We start from the raw sequence: 15,896 nt of genomic DNA, 5'->3' as shown, positions 1-15,896 counted from the left end.
GCGAGGCGCCGCGGCGGCCCGCCCGCCGGCGCAGGCCCGGAACCACGGGCGGGGAGCCAGGCCGGTCCGGCACACCCGGTAACGACGACCGCGGCGCGCCCGCCTCGGACACCACGGCTCGCCGGGAGCCCCGTGAACCGGCGCCGCGCGCTGCCCGCGTACGGAGGCCTGCGCCGGATGCGCGCCGCTCCGGCGCCGAGTCCGTCCCCACGCGGCCGCGCGAGACCGCCCGGCGTCGCGATCCCGCGCGGCAGTCCAGGACGGCCGGGGCCGGTGAGACCTCCCGGCCGGGCAGGACCGAGCGCGCAACGTCGCCCGACGCCGGACACGGACACGGACACGGACACGGACACGGACACGGACACGGACACGGAGATGACCCTGCGGCACCGGCGTCGCGCCCGGTGCGGATCCTGCTGGCGTCACTGCTCGCGCCCTTCGCGCTCGCCGCACTGGCCGCCGTGATGCTGCTGTACCCGTGGGGCGAACCGGACGTCACCGGGCACGCGGTCGGTGAGCCCGTCCAGGGCGAGGTCGTCTCGGCGGAACTCGGGCCGTGCCTGTCGCCGGGGCAGGTGCAGGTCGGCGACCCCGCGGACGGCGGCGGGTGCCAGGCGGTGCAGATCACGCTCACCGACGGACCGGCCGACGGCCTCACGATCACGCAGAATCTGCCCGCCGGCGACGGCAACCCGCGGTTCGCGGCGGGTGACGCCGTGGTGCTGGCCTACAGCGGCGCCGACCCCCAGGCCGGCTCCTCGTACCAGGTGCAGGACTTCCAGCGCGGACTGCCGCTCGCGCTGCTGGCCGGTCTGTTCGCTCTCGCGGTCGTGGTGCTGGGCCGGTGGCGGGGCGTCGCGGCGCTCGGCGCGCTCGCCGTGACGGCCGCGATCATCGGCCTGTTCGTGCTGCCGTCGATCCTGCACGGCGCCGACCCGCTGCTCGTCGCGATCGCGGGTGCCGGACTGATCATGTTCGTCGCGCTGTACACGACGCACGGTCTGTCGGCGCGCACGTCGGCCGCGGTGCTCGGGACGATGGTGAGCCTGACGCTGATCGGCTTGCTCGCTGCGGTGTTCGCGGGCGGCGCGCGGCTGACCGGCCTGGACGAGAACACCTCGACGCTGATCGGTTCCCTCGGGCACAGCATCGATGCCCGAGGGCTGCTGCTGGCAGGGATCGTCATCGGCGCGCTCGGCGTGCTCGACGACGTCACGGTCACCCAGGCCAGCGCGGTGTGGGAGCTGCACCGTGCGAACCCGCGTCAGTCGTGGCGGGAGCTGTACGGCGCCGCGCTGCGGATCGGGCGCGCCCACGTCGGATCCGCCGTCAACACGCTGGTGATGGCCTACGCCGGTGCGGCCCTGCCCACGTTGCTGCTGGCGTCGCTGTCGGACGTCGGGCTCGGGTCGATTCTCACGTCGCAGGAGCTGGCCGCCGAGATCGTGCGCACGCTCGCGGGCAGCATCGGCATCATCGCCGCCGTACCCGTGACCACCCTGCTCGCGGCGTTGATCGTCGTGCGGGAGACGAACCACGCCCCGCCGGCCACCGCGGGCCGCCCCGATCCCGGCGGAGACGATCCCGACGGAGACGATGCGGCCGGTGTGCTCCCGGGGGACGCACGCGGGGACGGACCCGACGAGCCGCACGCTGATCCCGGCGGGCGCGATGGTTCCGGCGGTCGCGATGGTTCCGGCGGTCGCGATCGTCACAACAGTCACACGCGTCACTCCTGAATACAGCAGTCACGGAACCGCGGGGTGCCGCGTCCCCGGCACGCGCCGTGGGGTACGAACGGCGACGACCTCCCCACCGTCCGAGTTCCGAGCGGAGACGCCATGCCGGGTCCGCGGCCCCCACACGACGAGTCACCACACCGCAGTTCCCCGAATGCCGGATCGGCGCGGAACGCGACTCCCGAGGCCGAGCCGGGAGGACCGTCCGTATCCGTCGTCGTGCACCGGTCGCTGGCCGTGGTGCGGCAGCTCGTCGGCGCCGCCGTCGTGCCCGGCGAGGTCCTCCGCCGCGTGACCGGCATCGCCAGGGCGGCCACCGCACTGGTGACGGGCGGCGCCGCCGTCCCGGAACTCGCCCGCGCGCTCCGCGAACTCCGGGAGACGGCCTCCCACCTCGAGCGGCTCGCCACGTTCGCGGCGGGTGAACTTCCCGAGGCGGTGTATCAGCTCGAATCGATCCGCCACCAGCTCGACGGATTGCGACAGCAGCTCACGGCCATCGAACTGCACCTCGCCGCGCTGCACCCGGTGACGCTGCGCCCGGCGACGTCCTCCGATGACTCCGCCAGCTCCGGAGACCGCGGCAGCTCCGACGGCTCCGCCAGCTCCGGAAATTCCGCCAGCTCCGACGGCTAGGACCGCGGCGACGCGGACGACACCGGCGGCACGGCGCTGCGGCAGTTCACGGCGCCGCGGCGGTTCACCCCAACGAGGCCACGAACCGGCTCACCGCCTCCATCGTGAATCGCTGTGCGAGCTTGCCCTGCGGCGCCAACGAGGCGATGCGATACAGCGGCCGGTCCGCCGCCGCGTCGCCGCGCGCCTCGGACCGCAGCTGCGCCACGAGCAGCTCGGAGAAGACGAGACCGTTGGCCTCGATGTTGTCGGCCAGCGCATCCGCGAGCCGTCGCAGCGCGAGGATGCCGAGCTCCCGGCCACCCGTTCCGGCGTAGATCGCGAGGTCGACCTTCACGGCCTTGTTCGACTCCGACGTCACCAGCAGGCTGACGGTGCGCGATCCGCGCACATCGCTGAGCAGCAGCTCGATCCGCGGCGCGGTGACCAGGTCGACGCGGCGGCTGCCCCAGCTGCGCATGACCACGGTCCGGTCTTCGAGCCAGACCTGCCGCCGGGCGTTGGACATCACCACGAATCCCAACGCGGCGGCGACGATCCCGGCGACGACGAGACCGGGGCCGAGACCGCCGATCAGTCCCGCCACACCGCCGAACGCCGCGGCGAACAGGACCACACCCACCAGGCCGGCGGCGGCCCGCTTGCGCCGGAGCTTGGCGTCCTGGCCGTAGAGGACGATCCGCTCCGGCTCGCGTGCACCGCCGTCCGCGCCGTCGTCGGTCACATTGTCGTCAGCCGCATTGTCGTCGGCTGTGACATCGTCGGCGGCGCCCCTGCCGGCCGTGCCGTCGGCGCGGGTGGCCTCGCCGTCGTCGGTGCCCCGGTCGTGCCGGCCACTGCTCACGTCCGGCAGGTCCGGGTCGGTCGGCTCCGGTTCGCTCATGATCGCCTCTCTCCGGTTTCTCGGGCCGGTGCCGTTCCGCGCGGGGCGGCAGGGGCCGCACCGGTCCGGCCGAGCGCGTCCGCTCCGCCCGCGGCGCCGCCCACCCCGACGGGACCGCCGTCGGATGCGGCCAGCCAGGGATTCGACGCCTTCTCCTGTCCCATGGTCGTACTCCGGCCGTGCCCCGGCAGCAGTACCGCGGCGTCGTCGAGTACCTCCGCCAGCATCGCCAGCGACCGGCGCAGTGCCGCCGGGTCCCCGCCTGGCAGGTCGGTGCGGCCCGCCGAGCCCGGCAGCAGCGTGTCGCCCGTGAGCGCGACCTGTCCGCCCTCCTCGGTGACGAGCCGGAACACGACGGAACCCTCGGTGTGGCCGGGCGTGTGCAGCGCCTCGATCCGCAGCCCGGCCACGTCCAGCACCGTCTCCGTCCCGCAGGCGGACGCGCCGAGTTCCCGCACCGTGTCCGGTTCGGACCACGGCCGGTCGCCGAGCCCGGCCGCGAGCTCGTCGTTCAGGGCGAGCCACGGCCTGCGCAACAGCGGCCTGTCCTCCGGCCGGATCCAGACCGGGACGTCGTAGGTGCGGGCGGCTTCGGCGGCCGTGTGCACGTGGTCCGGATGACCGTGGGTGGCCAGAATCGCGGCGGGTGTCAGTCCGTACTCGGCGACCGCCCGGTCGAGTGGTGCGCTCGCGCCCTCTCCAGGGTCGACGACCACGCACGGGCCGCCAGGACCCGGAGCGAGCAGGTAGCAGTTCGCCTGGAACGTCCCGGCCGGGAATCCTGCGACCAGCACGTTCTCACCTCCGCGTCCGCGACTCCCCCAGCCTAGCGGCCCCTGTACCCGGGTCTTACAGACCGTGCCCATAGACTGCCGCCAGCCAACACGTGGGTGAACGAGGAGGCCAGGTGGGGACCAACCAGCAGCGCCGGGAGGCAGCGAAGCGCAAGCTGGACCGGCAGCTCGCTCGCAGGGCCGAACGCGCGAAGCGACGCAAGATCATCGGCATCGGGGCGGCCGTCGGCGTCGTCGTCCTCGCCGCGGGCCTCATCGTGGTGTTCACCGGCCAGGACGAGGACGAGGGCGCCGCGAACGCGCAGGGCGAGGCGAGTTCGAGCGCGGCCCCGTCGGAGGACGTGTCCATCCCCACCCAGCGCGTCGAGCCGGTCGAGCGCAGCGAACCGTTGCCGAACCCGACGACCTGCGAATACCCCGACAGCGGCCAGGCCGCCAAGCAGGTCGACGCGCCGAACGGGCAGAACGTGTCATCGAAGGGCACGGTCGACATCACGCTGTCGTCCACGGTCGGCGACATCCCGGTCACGCTCGACCGCTCGCTGGCGCCGTGCGCGGTCAACAGCTTCGAAAGCCTCGTCGAGCAGGACTACTACACCGACACCGCGTGTCACCGGCTCGGCACCGAGGGGCTGCAGATGCTGCAGTGCGGTGATCCGACGGGACAGGGCTCGGGCGGTCCCGGGTACACCTTCGCCGACGAGACGCACCAGGGCCTGAAGTACGGCCGCGGCATCCTCGCCATGGCCAACGCCGGGCCCGACACCAACGGCAGCCAGTTCTTCATGGTCTACGGCGAGGCGGAGTTGCCGCCGGACTACACGGTGTTCGGCTCGATCTCCGACGAGGGCCTGAAGGTGCTCGACGAGGTCGCCCGCGCCGGCCACGACGGATCGCTCGACCCCTCCCCCGGCGGCGGCAAGCCGAACACCGAGGTCCGCTTCACCGACGTGAGCATCAACGGCTGATGGCCCTTCCCGGTCCCCGACACCTTGCGCGGCCGGGACCGGGACGGGCCACGCCGGACCGAAGAAACCCCCAAGGGCACTTTGGTTGCATTGGGCGCGACGAACCTTCCCCTCGCTCGCCAACGCCACCACGGGCGTCGCCAGGCAGGGTCAATCCGTCGAACCCTCCCGAGCCCGGCCACCGGCTCTCAGTGGCACGTCGGCGCGTGGGGAGGATTCGTTGCATTGAACGCAACCAAGGTGCCCTTGGGGGCATCGGGCCCCTGGGCGCGCCGCAGGCGGACAACGCACTCAACGGTGGGTGAAGTTCGGCGCCCTGCGTTCGAGGAACGCCGCGACGCCCTCCGCGTAGTCCGCGCCGCGAGCGGCCTCCTCACGCAGCGCGTGCACCTCGGCGTCCGGCTCGGTCATGCCCGCGGCGATCTTGCCGATGATGCGGTTCATCCCGCGCACGGACGCCTGCGACCGCGCGCACAGCGTCGCCGCGAACTCACCGGTCTGTGTCTCGAGGTCGTCGAACACGTCGGTGATGAGGCCGATCTCGCGGGCACGGGAGGCGTCGACGAGGTTGCCCGACAGCAGCAGGTAGCGGGCCTGCGCGGGTCCCACGAGTTCGGTGAGCAGCCGCGTGGATTCGAAGTGGTAGACGATGCCCAGCTTGGCCGGAGTGATGCCGAATCGGGCGCCCGGCGCCGCGAACCGCAGATCGCACGCGACGGACAGCTGGCAGCCGCCGCCGATACAGTTGCCCTGGATCATCGCGATGCTCGGCTTGCTCGCCCCGGCCAGCGCGTCGACGGCGGCGTCGACGGCCTTGTCGTAGGTGGCGACGCCCTCCGGGGTCGACCGCAGATCGCGGAACTCCCCGATGTCCGCCCCGGCCGAGAAATGCTCGCCCTCCCCTGCCAGCACGAGCACCTTCACCGCGGGGTCGGATTCGACGGCGGCGACGACCTCCGGGATCGCCGACCACATCTCGTAGGTGATCGCGTTCATCTTGGCCGGCCGGGACAGGGTCAGGCGGGCCACGTCGCCGTCGCGGGTGAGGTCGATTCCGTCCGTCATGGACGGTAAGGCTAGAAGCCCGCGGCCGGCTCAGGCGGCCGACGTGACCCGGTACACGTCGTAGACACCCTCGACGTTGCGCACGACCTTCAGCACGTGCCCGAGATGTTTCGGGTCGCCCATCTCGAACGTGAACTTGCTGACCGCCACGCGATCGTTCGACGTGGTGACCGATGCGGACAGGATGTTGACCTTCTCGTCGGCGAGCACCTTCGTCACGTCGGAAAGCAGGCGGTGCCGGTCGAGCGCCTCGACCTGGATGGCCACGAGGAACACCGACGACTCCGACGGCGCCCATTCGACGTCGACGAGCCGCTCGGGCTGGCTCCGCAGGTCGTCGGCGTTGGTGCAGTCGGTGCGATGCACGCTCACCCCGCCGCCGCGAGTCACGAATCCGAGGATCTCGTCGCCGGGTACCGGGGTGCAGCAGCGGGCGAGCTTGGTCCACACGTCGCTGGCGCCGGGAACGACCACGCCGACATCGCCGGAACCGCGGCGCCGCGTGACCGTCGACGGGGTCGCCCGCTCGGCGAGTTCCTCCTCGGCCTCCTCGACACCGCCGATGAGAGCCGTGAGCCGCTGCACGACGTGCTGAGCACTCGTGTGTTTCTCCCCCACGGCGGCGTACAGCGCGCTGATGTCGTTGTAGCGCAGTTCCTTCGCGACCGCGCTCATCGAGTCGGCCGACACGAGGCGCTGGATCGGCAATCCGACCTTGCGCACCTCCTTGGTGATGGCCTCCTTGCCCGATTCGACGGCCTCGTCGCGCCGCTCCTTCGCGAACCACTGCCGGATCTTCGCGCGGGCCTTCGGCGACCCGGCGAACTGCAGCCAGTCACGGCTCGGCCCCGCACCTTCCGCCTTCGACGTGAAGATCTCGACGACCTCGCCGTTCTCGAGCTTGCGCTCCAGCGCCACGAGCCTGCCGTTGACGCGCGCGCCGATGCAGCGGTGGCCGACCTCGGTGTGGACGGCGTAGGCAAAGTCGACGGGTGTCGATCCGACCGGCAGTGTGACCACGTCGCCCTTCGGCGTGAACACGAAGATCTCGCGGGTGGCGAGGTCGTAGCGCAGCGATTCGAGGAACTCGCCCGGGTCGGCGGCCTCACGCTGCCAGTCGAGCAGCTGACGCATCCAGGCCATCTCGTCGACGTCGACGGTGTTGCCACCGTGCGTCCCGCGCGTCTCCTTGTACCGCCAGTGCGCCGCGATGCCGTACTCGGCGGTGCGGTGCATCTCGTGGGTGCGGATCTGCACCTCGAGCGGCTTTCCGTCCGGTCCGATCACCGTGGTGTGCAGCGACTGGTACACGCCGAACCGCGGCTGGGCGATGTAGTCCTTGAACCTGCCCGGCATGGGCTGCCACAGCGCGTGCACCACACCCATGGCCGCGTAGCAGTCCCGGACGTCGTCGACCATGATCCGCACGCCCACCAGGTCGTGGATGTCGTCGAGCTCGCGGCCGCGGACGATCATCTTCTGGTGGATCGAGTAGTAGTGCTTCGGCCTGCCCTCGACCTTCGCGGCCACCCGGGACGCTTCGAGGTGCGAGTTCAGCTCGCCGATGACCCCGCGCAGATACGTGTCACGGGACGGGGCGCGGTCGGCGACCAGCCGCACGATCTCGTCGTACTTCTTCGGCTGCAGGATCGCGAACGCCAGGTCCTCGAGTTCCCACTTGACCGTCGACATGCCCAGCCGGTGCGCGAGCGGCGCGAGCACCTCGAGGGTCTCCTTCGCCTTCCGGGACTGCTTCTCCGGCGGCAGGAACCGCATCGTGCGCATGTTGTGCAGCCGGTCGGCCAGCTTGATCACCAGCACCCGCGGATCGCGGGCCATCGCGATGACCATCTTGCGGATCGTCTCGGCCTCCGCCGCCGTGCCGAGCTTCACCTTGTCGAGCTTGGTGACCCCGTCGACGAGCTGGGCGACCTTGTCGCCGAAGTCGGTGCCGAGCTGCTCGAGCGAATAGCCGGTGTCCTCGACCGTGTCGTGCAGCAGCGCCGCCACGAGCGTCGTGGTGTCCATGCCGAGCTCGGCGAGGATGGTCGCCACGGCCAGCGGGTGCGTGATGTACGGGTCACCTGACTTGCGGCGCTGGTCGCGGTGCAGGTGTTCGGCCACGTCGTAGGCGCGCTGGAGCAGGCCGAGGTCGGCACTCGGGTGGAGCTCGCGGTGGATCGCCGCCAGCGGTTCGAGAACCTGTTTGACCGGCGCGGCGCGCTGCGCGGTGATCCGCCGCGCGAGCCGTGCCCGGACGCGCCGTGTCGGCGAGGGCGCCCGCGTGGCTCCCGGCTGTGCCGCGCCCCGCGACGCCGCGGCACCGGATCCCGACCGCTCGCTGCCGTTCGTCCCCGACGAGTTCTCGGTACCGCTCCGCTGCGCGTTCGTACCGGACGTGTTGCCGCCGGTAGCCGCCGTGCTGCCCGTCGAGGTCGTGTTGCCTGTCGAGGTTGCGTTCCCGGCCGGTGCCGTGTCCCCGCTGGACGTCGAGTTCCCTGTGGACTCCGGGTTCCCGCCCTGCGCACGCGCGGGGCCGTCGCCGTCGTTCGACCGGGCTGCCACGGAATCGAGCTCTTGGCTCACCCGTACCTCCAGCTCATCGCGCGCGGGTGCCTGTCCCTTCAGGGTAGACCCCGGTGCGAGCGGCTCGGCGCACCGCCGTTCACGACGGGTTCACACGCCGGCCGCGGGCCGGATCTCCGGCGCTCACCGCGCACGGGCGAGGCGTCCCGCGCGCGGACCGGTCACACGGACTTCAGCACGTGCAACGGCACGTCACCGAGCCGCTCGCGGCCGCCCAGCGAGGCGAGTTCGAGCACCACAGCCACCGAACGCACCTCGGCGCCTGCGCCGGCGAGCAGCGACTGTGTCGCCGCAACCGTGCCGCCGGTGGCGAGGATGTCGTCGATGATCGCGACCCGCGCCCCGGGCCGGACCGCGTCGGCAGGCAGCTCGAGTGTCGCGGTGCCGTACTCGAGTGCGTAGTCGATGCTGCCCCCGACCGAGGGCAGCTTGCCCGCCTTGCGCACGAGCGTCACGCCGACGCCCTTCGCATACGCCACGGCAGCGGCCAGCACGAACCCGCGCGCTTCCACCGCCGCCAGCTGATCGACGTCGCCGACCGCCTCGGCCAGCGCGTCGACCACGGTGGCGAACGCCTTCGGGTCTCCGAACAGCGGTGTCAGATCGCGGAACACCACGCCCGGTTCGGGGAAGTCCGGCAACTCGGCGATCAGCTCGAGCGCCTCGTCGAGGTTCATGACCGCTTCCTCTTCCCGGTCGGGGTGCCCTTGCCTGCCGTGCTCTTCCCCGTCGGGGTCCCCGACCGTCGCGGCCGCTGGTCGCGACCGCGGTTACGGTCGCGCGCCTTCTGGTTGCGGGCGGGCACGGACGCCGCGGCGGCGACCGCCTTCTCCTTCCGCAGCTCGGTCTCGAGCTGGGCGTCGTCACCCGGGTCGAAGTAGTCGTCCGGGTCGACGCCCTCGGCGGCCTCCCCTGCCTGGGCGGCGCCTGCCCGCTCGGCGCGGCGCTCGGCGACGCGCTCGGCCTGTTCGCGGTACTTGGGCTCACGCATCTTGAAGGTCACGAGCAACGGCGTCGCCAGCAGCACCGACGAGACGACACCGGCGAGCATGCCGGTCAGCTGCACCAGCGCCAGGTCCTGCAGCGTGCCCGTGCCGAGCAGGAGGTAACCGATCACCATGAGCCCCAGCACGGGGAGCAGCGCGATGATCGACGTGTTGATCGACCGCATCAGTGTCTGGTTGAGCGCCAGGTTGGCGGCCTCGGCGTAGGTCCGCCGGGTCAGGTTGAGCAGCCCGCGGGTGTTCTCCTTGACCTTGTCGAACACCACGACGGTGTCGTACAGCGAGAACCCGAGGATCGTCAGCAGACCGATCACGGTCGCGGGCGTCACCTCGAACCCGACCAGCGAGTACACACCGGCCGTCACGACGATGTCGTGGAGCAACGTGATGATCGCCGATACAGCCATCCACTTCTCGAAGTAGATGACCAGGAAGACCGTCACCAGCACCAGGAACACGGCCAGCGCGATGAGGGCCTGCTTGGAGATCTCACCGCCCCACGACGCACTCACCCCGCTGTCGCTGATCACCGCACCGCTGGGCTGACCGTTCGCCGCCAGCGGCCGGAACTCGTCGAACAACGCCTGCTTGGCATCGGCGACCTGGCCCGGATCCAGCGAGCTCAGCCGTACCTGAACGGCCGCGGAGTCGCCGACACCGACGACCTGCGCTTCCGATGCGGACACACCGGTCGCCTCGCTGACGACGGCCTTGGCCTCGTCCTCGTCGATCGGACCGGCCGCGCCCTGGGCGGGCAGCTGGATCTGGGTGCCGCCTTCGAACTCGATGCCCAGGTTGAAGCCCTTCACCCCGAGCGAACCGGCGCACACGAGGATCAGCAGCGCGAACGCCGCGAACCACCGCTTGCGGTGACCGACGATGTCGAAGGCGCCGGTGCCGGTGTAGAGCCGCTGGAACAGCGACGTCTTCGCGTCGCCGGAGCCGCCCGGCTCGGCGGCCGGCGCGGTGTTGGCGCTGTTGCCCTCGGACACGTCAGGCCCCCTTCGTGTTCGTCGCGGCCTTCGCCTGGCTGATGTGGACGCCGCCGCGCCGCTGACTGCCGAGGCGCTGCACGGTGCCGAGGCCCGACAGCTTCGGACTGGACAGCTTCTTCGACCGCGACACCATCGCCACCAGCGGGTGCGTCACGAGGAACACCACGATCAGGTCGAGCACGGTGGACATACCGAGCGTGAACGCGAACCCGCGGACCTCGCCGACAGCCAGGGCGTACAGCACACCCGCACACAGGAACATGATCGCGTCGGAGGCGAGGATCGTCCGGCGGGCACGGACCCAGGCTCGCGGCACCGCCGATCTGAACGTCTTGGCATCACGCATCTCGTCCTTGATGCGTTCGAAGTAGACGACGAACGAGTCCGCGGTGACACCGATGGCGATGATGAACCCGGCGACACCTGCGAGGTCGAGCGTGAACCCGATCCAGCGGCCGAGCAGCACCAGTACGGCGTAGACGATCGTCGCCGACAGCGCCAGCGACAGCACCGTGAGCACACCGAGCATGCGGTAGTACAACAGGCAGTAGACGAACACGAGCGCGATGCCGATCGCCCCGGCGATCAGGCCCGCTTCCAGCGAGGCCAGGCCGAGTGTCGGCGACACGGTCGTGGCGTCCGATGACTCGAACGACAGCGGCAGCGAACCGTACTTGAGGATGTCGGCGAGGTTCCGCGCCTCGTCCTCGGTGAACTCACCGCTGATCTGCGTCTGCCCATTGGGAATCGGCTCGTTGATCGTCGGGGCCGACACCACTCGGCTGTCGAGCACGAAGGCGGCGTTGGCGCCGGTGTTCTGCGCGGTGTAGTCCGCCCAGGTCTCCCGGCCCTCACCCTTGAACTGCAGGTTGACCAGCCAGCCTCCCTGCTGTGGGTCGAACTGGGCCGAGGCGTCGTCGACCTGTGTGCCCTCAAGGAAAACCGGGCTCAGTACGTACTTCTCCGTGCCCGCCTCGTTGCAGGTGACCAGTGGCTGGTTCGGGTCGTCGTTGCCGACCAGGGGATCGTTGCCCGAACACGTCAGGCTCGCCATCGCCTGCTGCTGCAACTGCATGGCCTGCTGGGACGCACCCTGCTGAGGATTGCGGCCCGGGTCCAGGGCGGGGTTCTGGCGGACCTGCTTGGCCTCGCGGATCTCGCGGGCGACGTCCTCGTCGGACTGGGGCTGGCTGCCGCCACCGCCCTGTGGGCTCCCGGCTGCATCCGGGGAGTCGCCCTGCCCGGACTGGCCGTCCTGCTGGCCCTGGCCGTTCTGCTGGTTCTGGCCGTTCTGACCTTGTTGGCCATCCTGCTGGCCGTTCTGGCCTTGCTGACCGTTCTGCCCCTGCTGGCCCTGTTGCTGGACCGGCTGGGCGTTGATCACCGTGCGGAAGCCGAGCTTGGCGGTACGGCCGAGGTTCTTGGCCTGCTCGCCCTCCTCGCCGGGAACCGTGATGACAACATTGCTGCCGTCGAGCACCACCTCGGCGCCACTGACACCGATCCCGTTGACACGGGTCTCGATGATCTGACGCGCCTGGTCGAGCTGGTCCTGCGACGGCTCCTGACCGTCGGGAGTGCGTGCGGTCAAGGTGACCCGGGTACCGCCCTGAAGATCGATCCCCAGTTTCGGCGTCGGCTCGCGGTCACCGGTGAGGAACACCAGTGAATAGAGCGCGACGACGATGAGGACGAAAATGCTCAGATAGCGTCCCGGGCGGATCGTCCCGGCCGGTGGTGCCACGTCGGTGGTTCTCCTCGAAGATGTTCAGCGGCTTGCGATGAGTCCGGAAAGTGCGCAGCGTGAGCGTCGATCAGCGATGAAAGGCCGTTCAACGCGAACGCACGCAGCACCGAGACACTACTCGGCGCTGCGTGAACGCTGCGTGCAAAGCCGCGAATTCATGCCGCCGATCCGGTGAAGAAACGACGGACGTCGCAGGTTCCTTGCCTTACTTCTTGTGCTCGAGCGGCTCCGCGACCTGGGCCGTCGTCACCGACTCGGACTCCGAGTCCGACGTAACGGTCGCCGACTCGTCGGCGGCGTCCTCGTCGGCCGAGTCCTCATCCTCGACGTCGTCCGCCGCCACCGGGTCGATGCGCTCGCGGATGGCCTGACGCAGCCAGGTCGTCACGACACCGTCGGCGATCTCGAGGTCGATCGTGCTCTCGTCGGTCGCGTCCGCAACCGTCGCGTACATACCCGACGTGGTCATCACACGGTCGCCGGGACCAAGGCTGCTCTGCAGCTCCTGCTGCTGCGCCATCGCCTTCTTCTGCTTGCGCGTACCCATGATCAGCGGGACCGCGAGCACGAGCATGAGCAGGAGCGGCAGCAAAAGGCCTTCCATGGTTCTCCATTCGCCGGACGTCTCTCCGCCTTGCGGTACGTCCACGTTTGTCTGGATGTGCTCTTGCGAGTGTGCCAGGTAACGCCGCCCGGACGAGCGACCCCCTGCCACCGCACCCCGGCAACGTTTCAGTCGAACAGGGTCGGCGCACCGGCGTCAACCCCGGCCGCATCCGACGGCGGCGCCAGGCCAAGGTGCTCCCAGGCGGCCGCCGTAGCGATCCGGCCGCGCGGGGTACGCGCGAGCATACCGGCACGGACGAGATACGGCTCACAGACCTCTTCCACGGTCGTCGGCTCCTCGCCGACCGCCACCGCGAGGGTCGAGACCCCGACCGGACCGCCTCCGAACGAGCGGACGAGCGCGCCGAGCACCTCCCGGTCGAGCCGGTCGAGGCCGAGCTGGTCGACGTCGTACACCTCGAGCGCCGCCCGTACCACCGACAGCGTCGCCTGACCGTCCGCACGCACCTCGGCGTAGTCGCGCACCCTCCGCAGCAACCGGTTCGCGATCCGCGGCGTGCCACGGGACCGGTGGGCGATCTCGGCGCGGCCCGCGTCGTCGATCGTGATGTCCAGCAGCGCAGCCGACCGTTCGATCACGTGACCGAGTTCGTCGGGCGTGTAGAACTCCATCTGCCCGGTGAAGCCGAACCGGTCCCGCAGCGGGCCGGTGAGCGCGCCCGAGCGGGTGGTCGCGCCGACCAGGGTGAACGGTGCGACCTCGAGCGGAATGCTCGTCGCGCCCGGCCCCTTGCCGACGACCACGTCGACGCGGAAATCCTCCATCGCCAGATACAGCATCTCCTCCGCGGGCCGGGCGATGCGGTGGATCTCGTCGATGAACAGCACATCGCCCTCGGCGAGGTTCGACAGCATCGCGGCGAGATCGCCCGCCCGCTCCAGCGCAGGACCCGAGGTGATGCGGATCGCCGCGCCCAGCTCGGCTGCGACGATCATCGCCAGGCTCGTCTTACCCAGGCCGGGCGGGCCGGACAACAGCACGTGATCCGGTGGCACCCCGCGCTTGCGGGCACTCTCGAGAACGAGCTCGAGCTGTTCACGCACGCGCGGCTGACCGACGAAGTCGCCGAGCTTCTTCGGCCGCAGCGCAGTTTCCACCTCGCGGTCGCCCGCCTGCGGGAACGCCGAGAGCGCCGCCTCGGCCGCGGCATCGGCGAAGCCGCCAGCCGCAGCGCCGTCGAGCCCGGTGCCGCCGTCGAGCCCTGCACGGCCGTCGGAGCCCGCGTCGCCGAAGTCGGTCATGTCCTCATCGTGCATGGCGGCCGGTCAGCGTTTCGTGCCGAGGGTGGTGAGCGCGGCGCGCAGCAGGGCGGAGGTGTCCGCGCCGGCGTGGTCGGCTGCGACCTTCTCCACCGCCTGCTCGGCCTGCTTCTGCGCGAACCCGAGCCCGATGAGCGCCTCGACGACCTCGGCGCGCGCAGCCCCGGCGGCGGGCGCGGCGCCGGCTCCGCCGTCGGCCGGATCCGCGGCGAGCACCTTGTCCCGCAATTCGAGCGTGAGGCGCTCGGCTCCCTTGCGGCCGATGCCGGGCACCTGGGTGAGCGTCGTGATGTTGCCGTCGGCCAGCGCGGTGCGAAGCTGATCCGGATCGAGCACGGCCAGCGCGGCGAGCGCCAGGCGCGGGCCGATGCCCGACACGGTCTGCAACAGGCCGAACAGGTCACGCGCCTCGGTGTCGGCGAACCCGAACAGGGTCAGCGAGTCCTCCCGCACCACGAGCGAGGTCGCCAGCCGGGCCTCGTCACCGCGGCGGAGGGTGGCCAGTGTCGACGGTGTGGCCTGTACCGCGAGGCCCACTCCCCCGACCTCGACCACGACGTGGTCGAGACCGATCGACAGAACCTCACCTTTCACCGAGGAAATCACCGGCGCGTGTCCCTTCCGCTGTTCGTGTCGCCGGCCGCTCTGCGGGTCTTGTCCTTCGCCGCGGCAGCGAGTTTCGCCTTGTGGGTGCGCGCCAGCTCCGCCGCCCGCGCCTCCGCCTCGGCCAGCCGCTTGCGCATCGGCTCGCGCCACAGGTGGCAGATGGCCAGCGCCAGCGCATCCGCGGCGTCGGCGGGTTTCGGCTGCGACTCGAGCTTCAGCAGCCGCGTCACCATACCGGTGACCTGGGCCTTGTCGGCCCGGCCCGACCCGGTGACGGCGGCCTTCACCTCGCTCGGCGTGTGGAACACGACGGGCAGCCCCCTGCGCGCCGCGTTCAGCGCAACGACACCCCCCGCCTGCGCGGTGCCCATCACCGTGCGGACGTTGTGCTGGCTGAACACGCGCTCGACGGCGACCGCCTCGGGCCGGTGCACGTCCAGCCAGTGCTCGACCGCGTCGGAGATCCGCAGCAGCCGCGTCGACAACTCGGCGTCCGCGGGCGTGCGCACCACGTCGACGGCCACACAGGTCACCGACCGGCCGAGTCCACCGTCGACGACGCCGAGCCCGCACCGGGTCAGCCCGGGATCCACACCGAGCACGCGCACCTGTCTCCCCCTGTTCGGGAACATCCGTTCGAGGCCGTCAGATTACCGGCGGCGCCGCGACCGGCCCCGCAGGCGCGCCGGGCGAACGTCCCGCGCGCAGTGGACCGTTGAGGGACCGTCGACACTCAGGGTCCGTCGACGCCAGGGGTCCAGCTCTCGGGTCCGCCGCTCTCGGTGAGCACCGGCTGCCACGAGGCGAAGCCCTCGGGTGCCGCCTCCGCCCACGGCCAGTGCCCGTCCGGCGTCGGCACGATGATCTGCACTGCGGGGAAGTCGCCCTCGGGATAGACCACGAACGCGCTGCCGAAGAACTCCGGGTAGTGGCCCGGGTTGACGCGCTCGAACGTGACGGGAATCCCGTCGAAGAAGTCGCGGTAG

Annotated in this window: 15 protein-coding genes; 3 read left to right on the top strand and 12 right to left on the bottom strand. The window is 70.9% G+C overall.

All coding sequences use genetic code 11. From position 1 onward, the window contains the following. The first annotated feature begins 404 nt into the window (after positions 1-404). Positions 405-1,739, top strand: a complete 1,335-nt coding sequence (locus FB384_RS23105) for a YibE/F family protein (protein ID WP_323985413.1) — start codon at positions 405-407, stop codon at positions 1,737-1,739. A 102-nt stretch (positions 1,740-1,841) separates the two neighbouring features. Next, complete coding sequence (locus tag FB384_RS23100) at positions 1,842-2,375, top strand: hypothetical protein (protein ID WP_183786946.1); 534 nt, start codon at positions 1,842-1,844, stop codon at positions 2,373-2,375. Positions 2,376-2,439: 64 nt separating this feature from the next. On the opposite strand, the gene FB384_RS23095 is transcribed toward FB384_RS23100, so the two are convergent. Beyond that, positions 2,440-3,258, bottom strand: a complete 819-nt coding sequence (locus FB384_RS23095; protein ID WP_228726636.1) for a hypothetical protein — start codon at positions 3,256-3,258, stop codon at positions 2,440-2,442. Continuing rightward, complete coding sequence (locus FB384_RS23090; RefSeq protein WP_183786945.1) at positions 3,255-4,052, bottom strand: MBL fold metallo-hydrolase; 798 nt, start codon at positions 4,050-4,052, stop codon at positions 3,255-3,257. Before FB384_RS23090 ends, FB384_RS23095 begins: the two co-directional genes overlap by 4 nt. Before the next feature lie 113 nt (positions 4,053-4,165). Here FB384_RS23090 and FB384_RS23085 point away from each other — a divergent pair, with 113 nt between their 5' ends. Further along, positions 4,166-5,020 carry a peptidylprolyl isomerase gene (locus FB384_RS23085; RefSeq protein WP_183786944.1) on the top strand — a complete coding sequence of 285 codons (855 nt, stop codon included), beginning with the start codon at positions 4,166-4,168 and terminating at the stop codon, positions 5,018-5,020. A gap of 291 nt (positions 5,021-5,311) precedes the next feature. On the opposite strand, the gene FB384_RS23080 is transcribed toward FB384_RS23085, so the two are convergent. The 10 genes from FB384_RS23080 to FB384_RS23035 form a co-directional block, all read right to left on the bottom strand. Beyond that, entirely contained in the window at positions 5,312-6,085 is a 774-nt protein-coding gene (locus tag FB384_RS23080) for an enoyl-CoA hydratase-related protein (protein WP_183786943.1), read from the bottom strand. A gap of 30 nt (positions 6,086-6,115) precedes the next feature. Next, positions 6,116-8,671 (bottom strand): RelA/SpoT family protein, encoded by a 2,556-nt coding sequence (locus FB384_RS23075; protein WP_308216713.1) that lies wholly within the window; start codon positions 8,669-8,671, stop codon positions 6,116-6,118. 161 nt (positions 8,672-8,832) lie between these two features. Continuing rightward, positions 8,833-9,348: an adenine phosphoribosyltransferase gene (locus FB384_RS23070; protein ID WP_183786942.1), complete on the bottom strand. Its 516-nt coding sequence runs from the start codon at positions 9,346-9,348 to the stop codon at positions 8,833-8,835. Then, on the bottom strand, positions 9,345-10,667 hold the full coding sequence (gene secF, locus FB384_RS23065; protein ID WP_183786941.1) for a protein translocase subunit SecF: 1,323 nt from the start codon (positions 10,665-10,667) through the stop codon (positions 9,345-9,347). Before secF ends, FB384_RS23070 begins: the two co-directional genes overlap by 4 nt. Position 10,668: 1 nt before the next feature. After that, positions 10,669-12,414: a protein translocase subunit SecD gene (secD, locus tag FB384_RS23060; protein ID WP_183786940.1), complete on the bottom strand. Its 1,746-nt coding sequence runs from the start codon at positions 12,412-12,414 to the stop codon at positions 10,669-10,671. A gap of 208 nt (positions 12,415-12,622) precedes the next feature. Then, positions 12,623-13,021 carry a preprotein translocase subunit YajC gene (gene yajC, locus FB384_RS23055; RefSeq protein ID WP_183786939.1) on the bottom strand — a complete coding sequence of 133 codons (399 nt, stop codon included), beginning with the start codon at positions 13,019-13,021 and terminating at the stop codon, positions 12,623-12,625. A 128-nt stretch (positions 13,022-13,149) separates the two neighbouring features. After that, positions 13,150-14,286: a Holliday junction branch migration DNA helicase RuvB gene (gene ruvB / locus FB384_RS23050; RefSeq protein WP_183786938.1), complete on the bottom strand. Its 1,137-nt coding sequence runs from the start codon at positions 14,284-14,286 to the stop codon at positions 13,150-13,152. Positions 14,287-14,310: 24 nt separating this feature from the next. Then, entirely contained in the window at positions 14,311-14,910 is a 600-nt protein-coding gene (ruvA, locus tag FB384_RS23045; RefSeq protein ID WP_183786937.1) for a Holliday junction branch migration protein RuvA, read from the bottom strand. Beyond that, entirely contained in the window at positions 14,907-15,518 is a 612-nt protein-coding gene (ruvC, locus tag FB384_RS23040) for a crossover junction endodeoxyribonuclease RuvC (protein ID WP_183787012.1), read from the bottom strand. The genes ruvA and ruvC overlap by 4 nt, the downstream gene beginning before the upstream one ends. 125 nt (positions 15,519-15,643) lie before the next feature. Further along, a partial coding sequence (locus FB384_RS23035) for a DUF4262 domain-containing protein (RefSeq protein ID WP_183786936.1) occupies positions 15,644-15,896 on the bottom strand: 253 nt, incomplete at its 5' end.

It is taken from the genome of Prauserella sediminis (assembly GCF_014195435.1).
Taxonomy (GTDB): Bacteria; Actinomycetota; Actinomycetes; order Mycobacteriales; family Pseudonocardiaceae; genus Prauserella; species Prauserella salsuginis.
The sequence above is the reverse complement of the archived record's forward strand: the minus strand, read 5'-3'. Positions and strand labels throughout refer to the sequence as shown.